Origin of the sequence: Sphingobacterium corticis (assembly GCF_042684745.1) — a bacterium.
GTDB lineage: Bacteria > Bacteroidota > Bacteroidia > Sphingobacteriales > Sphingobacteriaceae > Sphingobacterium > Sphingobacterium corticis.
Window position 1 is genome coordinate 1,492,092 of the sequence record NZ_JBHUMA010000006.1, and the last position, 17,469, is coordinate 1,509,560.

Here is a 17,469-nt window from a genome sequence, read left to right on the forward strand (position 1 = left end):
TAGGTCATTACCTTTTAAACGTGTAAAAAAGATGTTTGAAAAATTCATAAAACGGCCGGTGCTCGCCATCGTGCTTTCTATTGTAATCGTGTTTCTGGGCTTACTGGCCATCGGAACATTACCTATTTCACAATTTCCGGATATTGCGCCTCCGGTGGTTGTTGTCAATATTGCTTATCCGGGAGCAAGCGCAAACGTACTGACGGAATCTGTTTTGATCCCGATGGAAAAATCCATCAACGGTACACCGGGCATGAAATACATGACATCCGACGCAACAAGCGCGGGCGAAGCTACAATCATGGTGTATTTCGATTTGGGAACCGATCCGAGCCAAGCCATGGTCAACGTAAAAACCCGCATCGAACAAGTGACCAATCGTTTGCCGGAATTGGTACAACGCGAAGGTTTGGTGGTAAGTTATACTTCACCAAATATGTTGATGTACGTAAACGTGTACAGTAAGGATCCGAATGCGGATCAGAAATTCTTGTACAACTTCGCAAATGTCAATGTTATTCCGGAAATCGCGCGCTTGAACGGCGTAGGTAGTGCCAAAATATTGGGGAGCCGGATATATGCGATGCGTGTTTGGTTGAATCCGGATCGCATGCGCGCGTACAATATCTCGACCGATGAAGTGATGGAAGCGATGAGCCAACAAAGTATCATCGGAACGCCCGGTCGCCTCGGACAAAGTACCGGTAAACGTTCGCAATCGTTGGAATACGTTTTAACCTACAAAGGTCGATACAACAAAACCGAACAATACGAAAATATTATCATTCGTTCGAATCCCGAAGGCGAAAGCTTGAAACTGAAAGACATCGGAACGGTGGAATTAGGGAGCGAATTCTACGATATTTATTCCAATTTAGATGGCCTTCCCTCCGCTTCCATTACGTTGAAACAAAATTATGGTAGCAATGCAAATGAAGTTATCAAAGAAGTAAAAAGCAAACTAGAAGAGATTAAAGCATCTTCTTTTCCTCCAGGAATGGACTACAAAATTACGTACGATGTTTCCAACTTCCTGAATGCTTCTATTGACAAAGTTGTGCACACACTGGGCGAAGCATTTGTACTCGTTGCGCTGGTGGTCTTTCTATTTTTAGGAGATTGGCGATCGACATTGATTCCCATCATCGCGGTTCCGGTTTCCTTAGTTGGCGCTTTTGTATTTATGCAAGCATTCGGACTCACGATTAACCTAATCACGCTCTTTGCTTTGGTTTTGGCGATTGGTGTGGTGGTGGATGATGCAATTGTAGTGGTGGAAGCCGTGCATGCGAAGATGCATGAAAAACATTTAAGACCTTATCCCGCGGTTGTGGAAGTCATAAAAGAAATCAGCGGAGCTGTCATTGCTATCACCTTATTAATGACTGCGGTATTTGTTCCGGTTGCCTTTATGACCGGACCGGTCGGCGTATTCTTTCGGCAGTTTGCTATTACGATGGCCTGTGCAATCGTGATTTCCGGATTTGTCGCTTTAACGTTGACGCCCGTTTTATGCGCCATGCTGTTGAAACCACATGCTGGCAAAAAGGCAAAGTTAAATCCTGTCGAAAAATTCCTGGCCATTTTCAACAAAAAATTCGATCGACTAAACGTGCGTTATGCTTTATTTCTGAAACGTATTGTCAACCGTCGCTTGGTCACCTTTTTAATGTTAGCCGCATTTTCGGTCGGCATATTTGGCATTTCTTCTACCTTACCTTCCGGATTTATTCCAAACGAAGATCAAGGGATGATTTATGCCATCGTGCAAACGCCTCCCGGATCGACCTTGGAACGCACGAATGATTTGGCTCGCCAGCTTCAAAAAGCAGCGGAGCACGTAGACGGCGTTGCTTCCGTGACGGCTCTAGCCGGATATGAAATCTTGACGGAAGGCCGTGGATCGAATGCCGGAACTTGTTTAATCGAGTTGAAAGATTGGTCGGAACGCAAACATAGCGTTCCGGAAATCATCGAACAACTGGAAGAAGAAACTAAAAATATTTCTGGTGCGACGATCGAGTTCTTCGGCCCGCCGGCAGTTCCTGGATACGGCGCAGCAGGCGGCTTCTCCTTGCGCTTATTGGACAAAACCAACTCCGACGATTATAAGGAACTGGAAAAAGTGAATGATGAATTCATGGCTGCCTTGAGCAAACGGAAAGAACTAACCGGACTGTTTACCTTCTTCTCTGCCAATTATCCGCAATATGAATTGGAAATCGACAATGAAGCTGCCATGCAAAAAGGTGTCAACATCGAAAATGCGATGAACAACCTGTCGATTTTGATTGGTAGTACGTATGAGCAAGGTTTTATCCGATTCGGGACATTCTATAAGGTGTATGTGCAAGCGTCGCCAGAATATCGCGCATTGCCAGATGATATTATGAAGCTGTATGTAAAAAATGATCGCGACGAGATGGTGCCTTATTCTGCATTTATGACCATGCGAAAAACGCATGGATTGAATGAGATCACGCGATACAATATGTATCCTTCTTCGGCAATCAAGGGGGAACCAGCTGCGGGATACAGTACGGGCGAAGCCATTGCAGCAATACAAGAAGTGGCCGCGCAAACGTTGCCTCGTGGTTATGATATTGGTTGGGAAGGATTGACGAAAGATGAGGCCGCGCGCGGACATGAAGCAATTTACATCTTCCTTGTTGTGCTGGGTTTTGTGTATTTGGTATTAGCCGCGCAATATGAAAGTTTTATCATTCCGCTTTCGGTAATTCTATCCTTACCTGCCGGGATATTCGGCACATTTCTATTGCTGAAAATGCTTGGTTTGGCGAACGACGTTTACGCGCAAGTTGGACTGGTTATGCTGGTCGGGTTGCTCGGTAAGAATGCGGTGCTGATTGTAGAATTTGCAATGCAGAAACATGCCGAAGGATTGAGCATTTACCGCGCAGCGGTAATGGGTGCGCGCGTACGTTTCAGACCAATTCTGATGACATCCTTTGCATTCATCGCCGGTATGATTCCGATGGTGATGGCGCACGGACCGGGCGCGATTGGTAACCAAACAATCGGTGCTGCCGCCGCAGGCGGAATGCTTTTAGGAACTATTTTCGGTGTTATCATCGTTCCGGGATTATATTTCATTTTTGGGACGATTGCTAACAAGCGAAAACTGATCAAAGACGAGGAAGAAATGCCATTGCTTGAAAAAATTGAAAACTAATGAAAAGATCACTTTTAACATATACCCTATTCGCTGCAACTGCTTTGATATACAGTTGCGGCGTACCAAAAATAGTGGAGAAGAAAGCATCGACCGATGCACTTCCAACGAAATACGATGATTTGGGTTCGGAAGTAAATGTTGCCGATATGAATTGGAAGCAATATTTCAAAGATCCTTATTTGGAAAAACTGATCGACACCGCACTTCTGCATAATCAGGAGCTGAACATCATGCTGCAGGAAATGGCTATTTCCGGAAATGAAGTGATGGCTAGAAAAGGGGAATATATGCCCTTTGTTGGAGTTCGCGGTGGTGCAGGCGTGGAAAAGCGAAGCGAAAATACGCCTTTGGGAGCCTTGGAGCGCGATGTAGAAATCAGAAACGGCAAAGAAAATCCAGAACCAATGCCAGATTTCGGTGCTGCATTATTCGCTAACTGGGAATTGGATATTTGGAACAAACTCCACAATGCCACGAAAGCTGCACAGCTCCGCTTTTTATCGTCGGTAGAAGGTAAGAATTTTATGGTTACCAATTTGGTGGCCGAAATTGCGCATTCGTACTATGAATTACTGGCACTAGATCAACAGCGCGCCATTTTGCAACAAAATATCAAGCTACAGGAAAGTGCTTTGGAAACAGCCAAGGTGCAAAAAATGGCGACGCGCGTCACAGAGTTGGCGGTAAAAAAATTCGAAGCGGAATTATTGAAAACGCAAAGTTTACAATTCGACATCGATCAGCAACGCGTGGAAACAGAAAACAAACTAAACTATTTAGTCGGTCGATTTCCACAGCACATTGACCGCAGCGAAGCTGACTTTGATGTTGAAAAATTGGCTGCACTGGATGCAGGATTGCCTGCACATTTGTTAAACAATCGTCCGGATGTACGCCAAGCCGAATTGGCGATGGCAGCCGCCGATCTGGATATAAAAGTGGCAAAAGCACGCTTCTATCCTTCGTTGGGTATTTCGGCTAGCATCGGATATCAAGCGTTCAATCCTGCCTATCTATTGAAAACGCCACAATCTTTGGTGTATTCACTTGCTGGAGATTTAGCCGCTCCGCTGATTAACAAAAAAGCGATTCAGGCAGATTATTTGACAGCAAATGCCAAACAGATTCAATCGGTTTACGAATACGAACAAACGGTTTTGAATGCTTATGTAGAAGTTGCAAATCAGCTATCAAAATACCAAAACACGGCTTCAGGAACGCAATACAAAACGCGACAAGTTTCGGCGCTGAATGAATCCATTCGTATTGCGAACGATCTTTTCAATTCTGCACACGCAGATTACATGGAGGTTTTGACCACGCAACGCGATGTGTTGGAGTCTAAATTCGAACTCATCGAATCTCAAAAATCGCAATACAATGCCATGGTCGATTTATACCGATCCCTTGGCGGCGGATGGCACTAAAAGAAAACGGGCTAATCGATCATCATCAATTAGCCCGTTTCTATTATTTCTTTTATCCTAAAGATTGCTTACCAATAAATCCAGCAGGAAAAACACCATAAAAACGACGGAAGCAATTCCATTTGTAGTCATGAAGGCGCGATTGACGCGACTCAAATCTGTGGGACTAACGATGCGATGCTGGTAAACCAATAGCGCACCGTAAAAAGCCAAACCCAAATAATACGGCCAGCTTACCGGAAGATAAAACAACGGCAACAGCACAAACACGAAAGAAAGCACATGCAATCCTTCAGAAATACGCAAAGCCATCGCTCCACCAAACCTTGCCGGAATGGAATGCAAACCGTGTTCCCGATCAAACGATTCATCCTGCAACGCATAAATAATATCAAAACCACTTACCCAAGTCAACACCGCCAATCCGTAAAAAATAGGAACAATGTGGAATTCTCCAGCTACAGCTAAATATGCGCCAACGGGGGCTAAACCTAATCCTAAACCCAACACCAAATGGCAAAGCGGCGAAATGCGTTTCATGTAGGAATAAAACAAAATCACGAACAATGCAACGGGCGCAAGATATAAGCAGAGCGGATTGATAAAATAGGTAGCTACAACAAATATAACGCAATTGATAACGGTAAAGGTCAAAGCTTCCTTCGGCGAAACTCTTCCTGCCGGAATATCTCGTACGACAGTACGATTATTCAGCGCATCAATATCGCGATCCAAATAACGGTTGAAGGCCATCGCGGCATTTCGAGCTGTTACCATGCAGAGTAACATCAATCCGAAAATGATCCATTCAAAGTGAAACAAACCCATCGTACTCGCTAGAAAGAACCCAATAATGGCAAAAGGTAATGCGAAAATACTGTGTGCAAATAGCACCAACGACATATATTTCTTCATCGTTATTCTGGAAGCACAAAGTTTTCGTTGATTTCCGCGATGGCGGTCAATAGTTCATCGCAGCCTAATTTCGTTTCCGACGAAGTTAAAAAGTGCGGAGGAATTTCCTCAAACCATTGCTTCAAAGCGCGTCGAAATTTAGCAATATGCTGATCAGCTTTCACAGCAGAATGCTTATCGGCTTTGGTAAACACCAACATAAATGGCAATCCGTTTTCACCCAGCCAATACACGAAATCTAAATCGATTTTTTGTGGTTCATGGCGACTATCGATCAGCACGAAAACACATTGCAATGTTTCTCTACGTGTCAAATATGCGCGGATAAACTTCTCCCATTCTGCGCGATTTTTCTTAGAAGTTTGTGCAAAGCCATAGCCCGGCAAATCCACCAAATACCATTGATCGTTGATCACGAAATGATTGATAAGTTGCGTTTTTCCTGGCTTTTGCGATGTTTTCGCCAGCGCTTTTCTGCCAGTCATGGCATTAATTAACGAAGATTTACCAACATTGGATCGACCAATAAATGCGTATTCCGGTTTATCGGGCGCGGGCAACTTATCGACTTGGGTATTGCTACAGACAAATTCTGCGGTTTTAATCAACATATGCAAAGGTAGCATTTCTTGCTGAAAACATAATTTTTGGTTAATTTAAGGCCGTAAAAACCAATCCTCCATGTTAGATATTCGCAATATTGTGAAACAGTACGCCAACCATCGCGCGTTGGACGACGTTTCTCTCTTCGTCCCGCACGGGCAAATATTTGGTCTTTTAGGGCCAAATGGTGCAGGAAAAACTTCCCTGATCCGCATTATCAATCAGATTACCGCACCAGATTCTGGTGAGATTTACTTCGATGGCGAATTGTTGCAACCGAAACATATTAGTCAGATTGGTTACCTACCGGAAGAACGCGGTTTGTATAAAAAAATGGAAATCGGTGAGCAGATGATTTATTTAGCTCAACTGAAAGGCCTTTCCAAAGAAGATGCAAAAAAGAAAATCAAATATTGGTTCGAAAAGTTGCAAATCGAAAGCTGGTGGAACAAAAAAGTGGAAGACCTAAGTAAAGGTATGCAGCAGAAAGTGCAATTCGTTGCAACTGTTTTACATGAGCCACAACTCATTATTTTGGATGAACCATTTTCTGGATTTGATCCGGTGAACGCTCAGATTATCCAAGACGAAATTTTGGAATTGAACAAGCGGGGTGCAACGATTATTTACTCCACGCACCGCATGGAATCGGTTGAACAATTGTGTGATCATATTGCGCTAATCAACAAATCGCGCAAAATTCTGGATGGCCCGGTTAAAACTATCAAAGCAGCGCACAAATCGCAAACGTATCGTTTGAGTTACCTACCGAAAAGTACAAACGCCGAATTGCTAAACAGCAATGAACTGTTTACAGTTCTAGAAAGCAAAAAAGATGAGGACGAGCTACACGCAAAAATTCAAATTTCAGCATCTTACGATCTTAACGATGTGCTATCGTTTTTGATTCCGCAGATCCACGTCAAACAGATTTTAGAAATTGTGCCTTCCATGAACGACATTTTCATCGATCAGGTCACTAATAAAAACAACGCTTAAGCCAGCTATCACCATGAACAAAATATCTTTAATCATTCAGCGTGAATATTTTTCTCGTGTTAAAAAGAAGTCCTTCTTGCTGGTTACATTTCTAGCGCCAATTTTATTAATTGGTATGTACGTCGGTATATTTTTCATTATGAAGAAAAGCATGGACGACGCGCATGCTACGGTTTTCGTATTGGACAATCAAGGCGGCATTAGCGAGCAGCTGGAAAGCGACAAAAATGTCACGTACAGCAAATCCAATGTAGAATTGCAAAAGCAAATTGAAGAAATAAAAGGCGAGAAAGACAACGTCAACATCCTGATTATTCCCGAAAACTTTTACGAAACCAAACAAATCGAATTGCTTTCTTCCGGAAAGCCAAACATGGCGACACAAAGCGTGGTAGAAAAACATATTACCACGATTTTGCAAGCGCATCAATACGAAGAATTAGGCATTGATGCGAAGGTAATCCGCGATTTGGACTCCCAAGTTCGTGTACACACGAAGGAATTGACAGACACCGGTGATGCGAAAGATAGTAACAGCGCTATAGCCTTGGGAATTTCCATCGCGTTGGCTTTTATTATTTATTTCTCGTTGTTCCTGTATGGCACACAAGTAATGCGCGGCATTATCGAAGAAAAATCTAATCGTATTGTGGAAGTGATTATTTCATCGGTAAAACCGTTTCAATTGATGATGGGTAAAATCGTCGGAATCGGCTTGGTTGGATTAACGCAATTCTTATTGTGGGTGGTACTGACGGCGGGCTTACTTTCTGCTGCATCCTTTGCGATGGGAAGTTCCGCAAAAGAAATCAGTGCATCCGCATCGCCAAATATAGAGCAAATGGAAAAAGCACAAGAAAGCGGAGGTTTCAATTTAGATGCCGCGTTGGCATCCATCGATTTTCCTGAATTGCTGATCTGTTTCTTCTTTTTCTTTATTGGAGGATATCTTTTGTATAGTGCGCTTTTTGCGGCGGTAGGTTCTGCGGTAGATAATGAAACGGAAACGAATCAATTTATCTTTCCGATAACGATGCCTTTGTTATTCACATACGCGCTTTCTGTTGGTGTTATTCCAGCGAATCCGCACGGGACGGTGGCGACATGGCTCAGCTTCATTCCGCTCACTTCACCGATCGCTATGTTGGTTCGCGTGCCATACGGCGTACCGATGTGGCAAATCGTTACTTCCTTCCTATTGTTAGCAGCAGGATTTCTATTGACGACGTGGGTCGCAGCACGGATTTATCGCGTCGGGATTTTGATGTACGGCAAAAAAGCGAGCTTCAAGGAACTAATTAAATGGTTCAGTTATAAACGTTAATTAGTGTATAATTTATAAAGAAAAATGGCCTTAACATCCGCAGAGATGTTAAGGCCATTTTCATAGCTGAGGATTTTACTTTGTCTTAGAAAATCAAAATCAACAACAAAATAATGATGATGATCGCACCTACAGAAAGGTAAACACCACCACCTAAAGCTTTCGCTTCTTTTTTCAATTCTTTCAATTCTTTTTTCGCGGCTTTACGCTCTGCTCTCGTCATGCTGCTGCGATCCATTGATTTTAATTCGTTGACACGAGCCTCAATTTCTGCAATACGTAGTTCCGCTGCTGGATCGGCAACTGCTTCCGTTTTAGTAGCTGGCTCGTTAGCCAAAACAGGTTGAACAAAAGTGATCGCGCAAAAAAGTGCGATGAATGAAAAATAAAATTTCGCTTTCATAGAATTTAATTTAGTTGATTTAATCATATTGTGTTTCTCACTATAAACTCCATTTTAAGCGAATTGTTTAGCCGAAAGGCAAATTTTGAAAACAAAAAAAGAGGATGCAATTGCATCCTCTGATAAGTACATAATTAACGCCTTTAGCGTCAAGTCGTTTTACAATTTATCGTTTGAGTTTACCGCATTCAATTCTTCGAAAGCTTGTTTCAAACGCGTAACGAATGCATCCTCGCCTTTACGTAACCAAACGCGTGGATCGTAGTATTTTTTGTTTGGAGAATCAGATCCCTCTGGGTTACCGATTTGCGCTTGCAAATAATCATGGTTTTTCGCTTCATATCCGCGAACGCCATCCCAGAATGCCCACTGCATATCCGTATCAATATTCATTTTGATCGCACCGTAAGACAAAGCTTCTGTGATTTCCTCTGGAGAAGAACCAGAACCACCGTGGAATACAAAATTAACCGGTTTCTGTGCTTCTAAAGCAAATTTTTCGCGGATGTATTCTTGTGAATTATGCAAGATAACTGGTTGCAATTTTACGTTACCCGGTTTATATACACCGTGAACGTTTCCAAATGCAGCAGCAACAGTAAATTTATCGGAAATCTTAGATAACTCTTCGTAAGCGTAAGCTACCTCTTCCGGTTGCGTATATAATTTAGAACTATCCACATCTGTATTATCCACACCATCTTCTTCACCGCCAGTTACACCAAGCTCGATTTCGATGGTCATACCTAGTGGTTTCATACGAGCTAAATACTTCGCAGAAATTTCGATATTTTCTTCCAAAGATTCTTCAGAAAGATCCAACATGTGCGACGAGAACAACGGTTTACCATGTTGCGCAAAGAATTTCTCACCAGCATCCAACAATCCGTCGATCCAAGGAAGTAATTTTTTTGCAGCGTGATCCGTATGCAAAATAACAGCTACTCCGTAATGCTCTGCCAATAAATGTACGTGCTGAGCAGCAGAAACTGCACCCAAAACGCAAGCTTTCAGATCATCGTTGTTTGCGGATTTTCCGGCATAGAATTGTGCACCACCGTTAGACAATTGGATAATTACAGGTGAATTTACAGCTTTCGCTGTTTCCATTACTGCATTCAATGAGTTTGTACCAATAATATTAACTGCAGGCAAAGCAAATTTGTGCTCTTTTGCTTTTTCGAATAATTCTTGTACCTGATCTCCTGTCAATACACCTTTAAAATCTTTTAGGCTCATATGTGTGTTGAGATAAATAATTAAAAAAACTTTTGTGACTAAAGATAAGCAAAATACGGGAACTTGAAAAAACATAGTGTAATTAGTACACTATAAATTTACCTTTTTATAGGCTCGCGTCGCCCTTTGGATATACTGAAAATCCCGTATCTTTGTAATTAGATGAAGGTAAACGAACTTTTAAAACGCGCGCTACATTTTGAGTTTCTTTCTCAGGAAGAAGGCGTATTTCTATATCACAACGCGGCAACGGCTGATTTAGCCTATGTGGCGAATGAACTTAGAAAGATACAAGTACCACACGGCAAAGTGACGTGGCAGATTGACCGCAATGTCAACACCACCAACGTATGTATTGCAAATTGTAAGTTTTGTAACTTTTTCCGACGCCCTGGGCACGACGACAGCTACATCACCGACATCGAAACGTATAAGCAAAAGATTGAGGAAACCTTCAAATTCGGTGGCGACCAATTGTTGCTACAAGGAGGACATCATCCCGATTTAGGTTTATCCTTCTACACCGATCTTTACAAACAGCTGAAAGAATTATATCCCAATCTTCGTTTGCACTCTTTAGGTCCACCGGAAATTGCGCATATCGCGAAATTGGAAAACCTACCCCACATCGACGTACTTCGTGCATTAAAGGAATCTGGATTAGATTCATTGCCAGGCGCTGGGGCAGAAATCTTAAACGATCGAGTTCGCCGATTAATTTCTAAGGGAAAATGTGCTGGACAAGAATGGTTAGATGTAATGCGTGCTGCGCACAAAATAAATCTTCCTACATCGGCAACGATGATGTTCGGTCACATTGAAACCATCGAGGAACGCTTTGAGCATTTAGTATGGATTCGGGAAGTTCAAGCTGAAAAACCGGTAGATCATTACGGTTTCATCGCATTTATTCCGTGGCCGTTTCAAGATGATGGCACCTTATTAAAGCGTTTGCGCGGTATCACGAACAATGTAACAGGCGACGAATACATCCGTATGATTGCTCTGAGTAGAATCATGCTTCCGAACGTCAAAAACATTCAAGCTTCTTGGTTAACTGTTGGTAAACGTACCGCGCAATTGTGTTTACATGCTGGGGCAAACGATTTTGGCTCAATCATGATCGAGGAAAATGTAGTATCCGCTGCTGGTGCGCCGCATCGTTTCACTTCGGCTTCTATACAGGAAGCAATCCAGGAAGCAGGATTTGAACCGCAACTTCGCAATCAGATTTACGACTTCCGCAAGATGCCGGAAAACATGGAAATACAGGTTATCGATTATTAACTTCTACCATTTTGAACGAGATAATTAGACACATCGAAGCGATCTTATTTGCTTCGTCCGAGCCGGTGCGCGCTTCGGAAATTATGCAATGGCTGAAAACAGCGCTCGCTATAGATATTACGAAAAAGGAAACACAGGATTTTATCCAGAAAATTCAAGAGAAATACGCCGATGAAGATTTCGTTATGCAGCTGATAAAAGTGAATAACGGATATCAATTCGTCACCAAAGAATCGTACCACGAAACCTTGCAGCATGTTTTCGCACAGCGCGAAAAGAAGAAGATCAGTCAAAGCGCCTTAGAAACATTAGCGATTATCGCTTACCGACAGCCTGTTACAAAACTAGATGTCGAACAGATTCGCGGTGTGGATAGTGATTATACTATCCGAAAATTACTAGAAAAGCGCCTGATTAAAATAACCGGGAAGGCGGCAACGATCGGAAAACCGCTGCTATATGGCACCAGCGATGAGTTCATGAAATATTTCGGACTCAACAAAGTCAGCGATTTGCCAACATTGAAAGATATGTCCACTACGGAAAATAGCATTGGTGACAATAACGAATAGAAAGAAAGGTTACAACATATTGATTTACAAATAATTAAATTTAATAAAAAAGTAGCAGATTCTAATTTTCTTATATATTTTTACAAAAAAATAAGAGATAATTGACTAATGGAAAACGTGATGCAAACGCTGGAAAAAGGACTTTTGGAAGATGAAAAAATCGTTAATTTCAACGGTCCTGAGGATGACGAAGATAGTTTTGATGACGACTTCGAAATCGATGAGATGGATTCTATCGGGGATTTTAATGACGACTTTGACGATGATGACTTTTAGTATTTACAGTAAGTAGTACCATGTACACACAAAAAAGACAGGCTCTAAAGACCTGTCTTTTTTGTTATCTGCTTAACTTCACTATTTTTTGTGCAACTGTTCGTACAAATCGATCACTTTCTTTTGTAAATCAATAACTTCGAGCTCGCGTGTTTGAAGACGATCGCCCAATTCTTTCATCTCTTGTTGCACGCCTTTATTCTCTTCGGAATCCGAATCGGATAACAATAATACTAAGCTCAATTCAAATAAGTTTGCAATTTGGTTTAGTCGAGATAGATTCACGTCTGTAATTCCTGTTTCGATTTTAGAAAAAGCCGGAATTGATATATCCAGTCTTTTTGCCACATCCTCCTGACTCCAGCCTCGCTGATGTCTTAAAAGTCTGATTTTTTTTCCTAATGTATTCATAGATAAATTTTATTGCTTACTAATTACATATTATAAGGCCAATTTAACTAAAAAAAGCAAAAAGAAATAAAAAATAATAAAATTCTACGATTCTTTTAAAAACTTATCCGCAAAACTCGCCATATTGACACCACTATGCGTATTTGAACTCATAAACAGCAGGTTATGGCCATTCGACTGAAACGATTCTAGAAATTGTTCGAGTTCTTTTACATCAGTCATCACATGCAAAGACGGGTGATCAAATGCTTTGGAGAGCGTTTTTTCCAGTGCATCTTTCGGAATGTTATTTTCCTTATAAGTATTTAAATTAACAAATGCTACGGCGTGATCTGATTCTTGCATGGAATGTTCATATTGCATCAAAATATTATTTTCCATAGAATCATAAGGACTTAACTCTATAAATGTTACCAATGCTTGATTCGGAAATTGCTCTTTAATTGCGTGAATGCTCGACCGTAAACGAGCGGGTGTATGTGCAAAATCCTGATAAACTACGCTGCCATTTCGACTAGCTACAAACTCCAAATAGCGGATAGAACTCTTAAAACTTTGTATAGCTTGATAAAATTCTGCTCGCTTAATACCCAACCATTCGCAGACCGTATACGCACCAACAATGTTGGCCAAATTATGTTTACCAAAAACTTTTAATGGATAATCATGTCCACAAACGGTTACGGAAGTAATGCCTTTATTAATACTATAATCCGGAAGTTTATAGCCGTGCCGATTTATTTTCAAATCCTTAGTATCCTCTAGAATCTGATGCAAACTGGTGTTATCTTTATTATAAATCAGTGTTCCTTTCGGCGTAATACTTTCGATGAACTTCCTGAATTGCTCAAAATAGTCTTCGCTGGATATCTGAGTCTTAAAACTATCCCATTCGATACCGGTAATCAAAGCAATATTGGGATGATATAAATGAAACTTAGATCTATTATCTAAAGTCGATGCATAATATTCATCTCCTTCTATAATAATCAATGGGCTCGTGCTTGTCAACTTCACTAAAGAATCAAATCCTTCCAACTGAGCGCCAACCAAATAATCGAACTCTACATTCATCTCTCGCAATACATGCATGACCATACTGGTAACCGTTGTCTTACCATAGGTTCCGGCAATTACGACGCGTGTTTTTTCAACACTTTGTTCGTAAACGAATTCCGGATAAGAATAAATCTTAATTCCCAATTCGCGTGCTTTCAACAATTCAGGATTGTCTTCTACGGCATGTTTACCTAATAGAATAGCATCGAGCTCTTCGGTGATCTTTTCAGGGTACCAGCCTAAGGCTTTGGGAAAGAGATGTGCTTTCTCCAAACGCGATTTTGATGGTTCCACAATCTGATCATCCGAGCCACTAACTTGATGCCCTTGCTCCGCCAAATTAATGGCCAAGTTGTGCATGATGCTTCCACCTATCGCTATAAAATGTATGCGCATATCTTTCTTATCCTATACAGCTTCGCTTTTCAGAAACTTAGCTGCACACCAACGATCCAAAACGTGGTGATTACTGAATACCAAACCGTTAGATTGTGCTTTTTGTTTTATAATATCTAGATCTTCGCCCTCGTAAAATCCCGACAAATATAAACAGCCATTTCCTGATAATACTTGCGAATAAGCTTCTAAATGATCAACTAAAATATTTCGGCTGATGTTTGCTAAGATAATATCGAACGACTTTCCGTCGATTTTATCGATTGATCCAAGTTCAGTTTCTACATTTTTAACGTCATTCAATAGCACGTTCTCCTTCACACTTTCGACGCAAATTTCATCGTAATCGACTGCCAATATGGTTTTCGCACCACACTTCGAAGCTGCTATCGCGAGAATACCCGTGCCACATCCCATATCCAAAACTTCTTTCTCTGCAAAATCATTCTGCAAAACATACGACAACATCATCGCTGTCGTTTGGTGATGACCGGTACCGAAAGACATCTTCGGATCGATGATAATTTCGTATTCGTATTGCGGTTGAGGAGCATGAAAAGTAGCTCGCACATGCAGGCGATTATCTACTGTAATGGGTTGAAAATTACTTTCCCAAAGTACATTCCAATTCTGCTCTTCTACTTCCTGCACATCATATTCGATGTCGTATCCTTCGGTTTCCTGAACAAGAACCGTTTCCAAAGCTGGAATATCCAAATTAGCCGAAGGAATATAGGCTACGAATCCGTTATCGTTATCCTCAAACGTATCGTAACCTATATCGCCTAATGCAGCGATCAGCAAATCTTTTTGCCAAGCTTCTATCGTAGCAGACGAAAAAGCAACTGATGTGTATTTCATATAATTAAGAATTGAATACCTTAACGATATCCAAGAAATCGCGTGATTTAAGAGACGCGCCGCCAATTAATCCGCCATCGATGTCTTCTTGAGAAAACAAGTTTTGTGCGTTGGATGGATTACAGCTACCTCCGTAAAGAATAGTCGTATCGTCAGCTACTTGCTCGCCATATTTCTCAGCAACCGTTTTACGGATGAAAGCGTGTACTTCTTGCGCTTGCTCAGGTGATGCTGTTAAACCTGTGCCAATCGCCCAAACGGGTTCGTAGGCCAATACAACGCGTTTGAACTCGCTTTCCGACAAGTGGAATAAACCACCTTCTAATTGCGTTTTGATCACATCGAAGAAACGGCCCGATTCGCGCTCTTCCTTGGTTTCGCCGATACAGAAAATCGGTGCAAGACCATTTTTTAAAGCTGCATTTGTTTTTTCCGCTAAAAGCGCGTCAGTTTCTTTGAAAATCGCGCGACGCTCTGAATGACCTAAGATCACATATTCAGCACCGACAGATTTTACTTGAGCGCCAGAAATCTCGCCTGTGAAAGCGCCAGCTTCCGCTTCGTGAATATTTTGCGCGCCAATGTGTACATTTTTAACGCCCGAAGAAAGTTTTGCAATGCTGGAAAGGTGGATAGCCGGGCTACAAACCACAACTTCCTGTTCGCCTACAACCTCATCTTTCGCCATGTTAACGATTTCCGAAAATAAGCTCACTCCTTGCTCATAAGTCAAATTCATTTTCCAGTTTCCTGCAACAATATTCTTACGCATAATTTTTATTTTGTTATGTAATGTAAATATTCTGTTCTCAAAGCAGCTGTATGCTGATGTATATGCTCAAATATACGGTAATCGTCTGCATTCGAGGTATTAATTTTTCCACCGAAACGGCGTTTCAGCATAGCTACAAACTTCTTCAAATCATAAGACTCTCTTTTGTGATCTGTAAACCAAAGAAAATCAGGCACAAATTTCGGAATAAATTCGGATATAGCCAATTGAGCGCCCACGCCAACAACAGCTCCTGTTGTGAATTTGGTATGAATGGCCACCATGGCTTGGTCGCCCATTATCAGCCCACATTTCAACAATCCCGTATCTCGTTGTTTAGCTTGTGCATAATCGTAAACCTTGACAGTTTGCCAATCATTACGAAGATTTGAATTGGATGTTCCAGCTCCCAAATTGCAGCCTTCGCCAATTACCGCACAACCTAAATAACCTTCGTGACCTTTTGCAGAATTCCCCCAAATCACCGTATTGTTTATTTCGCCGCAGACGGTGGAACCAGGACCAATCGTAACATTTGGATACAGCTTCGCTCCTGTTTTAATGCGTGCATTATCACAAATAGCCGCCGGTCCTTTTATGAAAATGCCCTCTTCCAAGGTTACGTTCTTGCCGATATATATGGAGCCAGATTTCGTATTTAAAGTAACACCTCGTATAACTGCTTCTTCTGCCAAGAAAACATCTTCCCCTGAGATAACATTGCTACCATCTGGAACTATATAGGAAGAATGTATAGTTTTTATAGCCGATAGATCCTTTTCAATCTCCGAAGCATTCTGCAAGAAAACATCTTCTGGAAAACGGATAAAATTCAATTCGCCTTCAAAATCAATTTGTTGCAAATCGTTGATCTGGGATTCAGCAAAAGCGGAAATACTGCCTATTTTACAAGCGATCCATTCGTTCTGCCACATCAATACCTGATCTTTTAGCAAGGTCGACAAAATCGCATACAATGCATCACTTGGCAACACATTTCCGCGAACTATAATTCCTTCTTCGTTTTGAATTTCATCACCTCCAAACTTACTTCGCAAATAATCTACCGTTATGCAGCGGACCTTAGCAACACCGAACCTTAACGCCCATTTCTCGCGAATAGTATGAATACCAACACGCAAATCTGAAACGGGCCGCGTCGCTACAAGCGGAAGCAAATGATCGCGCCATGGCGAATTATCAAATAGAAAGATAGAATCAATCATATAATAAAGATACAAAACCCATAAAAAAAGTCCCAACTGAAAAGTTGGGACCACTATTTTTATAAATTTCGTAAAATCGAAAATTACTTTTTGTTGTAACGGCTACGGAATTTATCGATACGACCTGCAGTATCTACCAATTTCATTTTACCAGTGTAAAAAGGGTGAGAAGTGTGTGAAATCTCTAATTTCACCAATGGATACTCATTACCATCTTCCCAAGTGGTCGTTTCTTTTGTATCTACACAAGATTTTGTAAGGAAAGCGTAGTCGTTAGACATATCTTTAAAAACAACTAATCTGTAGTTTGATGGGTGCAAATCTTTTTTCATTTTATATTATGATTACTTATATACTTGATAATTGAGGTGCAAAGTTAATGTATTAAACAAATATATTCAAATATTTTCCACTTAATTTTATCGCACGCACTTTTCAATCTTCGCGCTAGAACAGATCAGCTATTTTAGCGCATTTTTACCCTGTAAATTTCCTAGATTTGC

General features: G+C 41.3%; 17 protein-coding genes. 7 read left to right on the forward strand and 10 right to left on the reverse strand.

Annotation, left to right across the window (positions count from 1 at the left end; translation table 11 throughout):
* Positions 1–31 precede the first annotated feature (31 nt).
* Together ACFSQ3_RS12355 and ACFSQ3_RS12360 are read left to right on the forward strand one after the other, a co-directional pair.
* Positions 32–3,193 carry an efflux RND transporter permease subunit gene (locus tag ACFSQ3_RS12355; RefSeq protein ID WP_380869860.1) on the forward strand — a complete coding sequence of 1,054 codons (3,162 nt, stop codon included), beginning with the start codon at positions 32–34 and terminating at the stop codon, positions 3,191–3,193.
* Positions 3,193–4,623: a TolC family protein gene (locus tag ACFSQ3_RS12360; RefSeq protein WP_380869861.1), complete on the forward strand. Its 1,431-nt coding sequence runs from the start codon at positions 3,193–3,195 to the stop codon at positions 4,621–4,623. The genes ACFSQ3_RS12355 and ACFSQ3_RS12360 overlap by 1 nt, the downstream gene beginning before the upstream one ends.
* A gap of 57 nt (positions 4,624–4,680) precedes the next feature.
* Here the strand turns inward: ACFSQ3_RS12360 and ACFSQ3_RS12365 are convergent, their stop codons facing one another.
* Both ACFSQ3_RS12365 and yihA read right to left on the reverse strand, forming a co-directional pair.
* The gene (locus ACFSQ3_RS12365) at positions 4,681–5,538 is read right to left on the reverse strand and encodes a UbiA-like polyprenyltransferase (RefSeq protein WP_380869862.1); all 858 of its coding nucleotides are present in this window, start codon (positions 5,536–5,538) and stop codon (positions 4,681–4,683) included.
* Between the two features lie 2 nt (positions 5,539–5,540).
* Positions 5,541–6,149 carry a ribosome biogenesis GTP-binding protein YihA/YsxC gene (yihA, locus tag ACFSQ3_RS12370; RefSeq protein WP_380869863.1) on the reverse strand — a complete coding sequence of 203 codons (609 nt, stop codon included), beginning with the start codon at positions 6,147–6,149 and terminating at the stop codon, positions 5,541–5,543.
* Positions 6,150–6,219: 70 nt separating this feature from the next.
* Between yihA and ACFSQ3_RS12375 the strand changes: the two genes are divergently transcribed.
* Together ACFSQ3_RS12375 and ACFSQ3_RS12380 are read left to right on the forward strand one after the other, a co-directional pair.
* Positions 6,220–7,140: an ABC transporter ATP-binding protein gene (locus ACFSQ3_RS12375; RefSeq protein ID WP_380869864.1), complete on the forward strand. Its 921-nt coding sequence runs from the start codon at positions 6,220–6,222 to the stop codon at positions 7,138–7,140.
* A gap of 13 nt (positions 7,141–7,153) precedes the next feature.
* Positions 7,154–8,464, forward strand: a complete 1,311-nt coding sequence (locus tag ACFSQ3_RS12380; RefSeq protein WP_380869865.1) for an ABC transporter permease — start codon at positions 7,154–7,156, stop codon at positions 8,462–8,464.
* A gap of 85 nt (positions 8,465–8,549) precedes the next feature.
* On the opposite strand, the gene ACFSQ3_RS12385 is transcribed toward ACFSQ3_RS12380, so the two are convergent.
* Together ACFSQ3_RS12385 and fbaA are read right to left on the reverse strand one after the other, a co-directional pair.
* Positions 8,550–8,867 (reverse strand): hypothetical protein, encoded by a 318-nt coding sequence (locus ACFSQ3_RS12385; RefSeq protein ID WP_380869866.1) that lies wholly within the window; start codon positions 8,865–8,867, stop codon positions 8,550–8,552.
* A gap of 159 nt (positions 8,868–9,026) precedes the next feature.
* Positions 9,027–10,106 carry a class II fructose-bisphosphate aldolase gene (gene fbaA / locus ACFSQ3_RS12390; protein WP_380869867.1) on the reverse strand — a complete coding sequence of 360 codons (1,080 nt, stop codon included), beginning with the start codon at positions 10,104–10,106 and terminating at the stop codon, positions 9,027–9,029.
* 162 nt (positions 10,107–10,268) lie between these two features.
* On the opposite strand from fbaA, the gene ACFSQ3_RS12395 reads away from it, so the two are divergent.
* The 3 genes from ACFSQ3_RS12395 to ACFSQ3_RS12405 all read left to right on the forward strand — a co-directional run bounded on the left by ACFSQ3_RS12395 (position 10,269) and on the right by ACFSQ3_RS12405 (position 12,241).
* Positions 10,269–11,393 carry a CofH family radical SAM protein gene (locus tag ACFSQ3_RS12395; protein WP_380869868.1) on the forward strand — a complete coding sequence of 375 codons (1,125 nt, stop codon included), beginning with the start codon at positions 10,269–10,271 and terminating at the stop codon, positions 11,391–11,393.
* 11 nt (positions 11,394–11,404) lie between these two features.
* Positions 11,405–11,965 (forward strand): SMC-Scp complex subunit ScpB, encoded by a 561-nt coding sequence (scpB, locus tag ACFSQ3_RS12400; RefSeq protein ID WP_380869869.1) that lies wholly within the window; start codon positions 11,405–11,407, stop codon positions 11,963–11,965.
* A gap of 108 nt (positions 11,966–12,073) precedes the next feature.
* Positions 12,074–12,241, forward strand: a complete 168-nt coding sequence (locus tag ACFSQ3_RS12405) for a hypothetical protein (protein WP_380869870.1) — start codon at positions 12,074–12,076, stop codon at positions 12,239–12,241.
* A gap of 81 nt (positions 12,242–12,322) precedes the next feature.
* Here the strand turns inward: ACFSQ3_RS12405 and ACFSQ3_RS12410 are convergent, their stop codons facing one another.
* From ACFSQ3_RS12410 to ACFSQ3_RS12435, 6 genes are all read right to left on the reverse strand, one after another.
* The gene (locus tag ACFSQ3_RS12410; protein ID WP_380869871.1) at positions 12,323–12,652 is read right to left on the reverse strand and encodes a helix-turn-helix domain-containing protein; all 330 of its coding nucleotides are present in this window, start codon (positions 12,650–12,652) and stop codon (positions 12,323–12,325) included.
* Between the two features lie 84 nt (positions 12,653–12,736).
* A complete protein-coding gene (locus ACFSQ3_RS12415) occupies positions 12,737–14,107 on the reverse strand; it encodes a Mur ligase family protein (protein ID WP_380869872.1) in 1,371 nt (456 codons plus the stop codon).
* A gap of 12 nt (positions 14,108–14,119) precedes the next feature.
* Complete coding sequence (prmA, locus tag ACFSQ3_RS12420) at positions 14,120–14,968, reverse strand: 50S ribosomal protein L11 methyltransferase (protein WP_380869873.1); 849 nt, start codon at positions 14,966–14,968, stop codon at positions 14,120–14,122.
* Between the two features lie 4 nt (positions 14,969–14,972).
* On the reverse strand, positions 14,973–15,740 hold the full coding sequence (gene tpiA / locus ACFSQ3_RS12425; protein ID WP_380869874.1) for a triose-phosphate isomerase: 768 nt from the start codon (positions 15,738–15,740) through the stop codon (positions 14,973–14,975).
* 5 nt (positions 15,741–15,745) lie between these two features.
* Positions 15,746–16,966: a putative sugar nucleotidyl transferase gene (locus ACFSQ3_RS12430; RefSeq protein ID WP_380869875.1), complete on the reverse strand. Its 1,221-nt coding sequence runs from the start codon at positions 16,964–16,966 to the stop codon at positions 15,746–15,748.
* 83 nt (positions 16,967–17,049) lie between these two features.
* Positions 17,050–17,298, reverse strand: a complete 249-nt coding sequence (locus ACFSQ3_RS12435; RefSeq protein ID WP_066753631.1) for a type B 50S ribosomal protein L31 — start codon at positions 17,296–17,298, stop codon at positions 17,050–17,052.
* Positions 17,299–17,469 lie beyond the last annotated feature (171 nt).

Bases quoted from the DNA above. Each gene is read 5' to 3' on its own strand.
- ACFSQ3_RS12355 (WP_380869860.1), top strand. From the start codon at position 32: ATGTTTGAAAAATTCATAAAACGGCCGGTGCTCGCCATCGTGCTTTCT.
- ACFSQ3_RS12360 (WP_380869861.1), top strand. From the start codon at position 3,193: ATGAAAAGATCACTTTTAACATATACCCTATTCGCTGCAACTGCTTTG.
- ACFSQ3_RS12365 (WP_380869862.1), bottom strand. From the start codon at position 5,538: ATGAAGAAATATATGTCGTTGGTGCTATTTGCACACAGTATTTTCGCA.
- yihA (WP_380869863.1), bottom strand. From the start codon at position 6,149: ATGTTGATTAAAACCGCAGAATTTGTCTGTAGCAATACCCAAGTCGAT.
- ACFSQ3_RS12375 (WP_380869864.1), top strand. From the start codon at position 6,220: ATGTTAGATATTCGCAATATTGTGAAACAGTACGCCAACCATCGCGCG.
- ACFSQ3_RS12380 (WP_380869865.1), top strand. From the start codon at position 7,154: ATGAACAAAATATCTTTAATCATTCAGCGTGAATATTTTTCTCGTGTT.
- ACFSQ3_RS12385 (WP_380869866.1), bottom strand. From the start codon at position 8,867: ATGAAAGCGAAATTTTATTTTTCATTCATCGCACTTTTTTGCGCGATC.
- fbaA (WP_380869867.1), bottom strand. From the start codon at position 10,106: ATGAGCCTAAAAGATTTTAAAGGTGTATTGACAGGAGATCAGGTACAA.
- ACFSQ3_RS12395 (WP_380869868.1), top strand. From the start codon at position 10,269: ATGAAGGTAAACGAACTTTTAAAACGCGCGCTACATTTTGAGTTTCTT.
- ACFSQ3_RS12405 (WP_380869870.1), top strand. From the start codon at position 12,074: ATGGAAAACGTGATGCAAACGCTGGAAAAAGGACTTTTGGAAGATGAA.
- ACFSQ3_RS12410 (WP_380869871.1), bottom strand. From the start codon at position 12,652: ATGAATACATTAGGAAAAAAAATCAGACTTTTAAGACATCAGCGAGGC.
- ACFSQ3_RS12415 (WP_380869872.1), bottom strand. From the start codon at position 14,107: ATGCGCATACATTTTATAGCGATAGGTGGAAGCATCATGCACAACTTG.
- prmA (WP_380869873.1), bottom strand. From the start codon at position 14,968: ATGAAATACACATCAGTTGCTTTTTCGTCTGCTACGATAGAAGCTTGG.
- tpiA (WP_380869874.1), bottom strand. From the start codon at position 15,740: ATGCGTAAGAATATTGTTGCAGGAAACTGGAAAATGAATTTGACTTAT.
- ACFSQ3_RS12430 (WP_380869875.1), bottom strand. From the start codon at position 16,966: ATGATTGATTCTATCTTTCTATTTGATAATTCGCCATGGCGCGATCAT.
- ACFSQ3_RS12435 (WP_066753631.1), bottom strand. From the start codon at position 17,298: ATGAAAAAAGATTTGCACCCATCAAACTACAGATTAGTTGTTTTTAAA.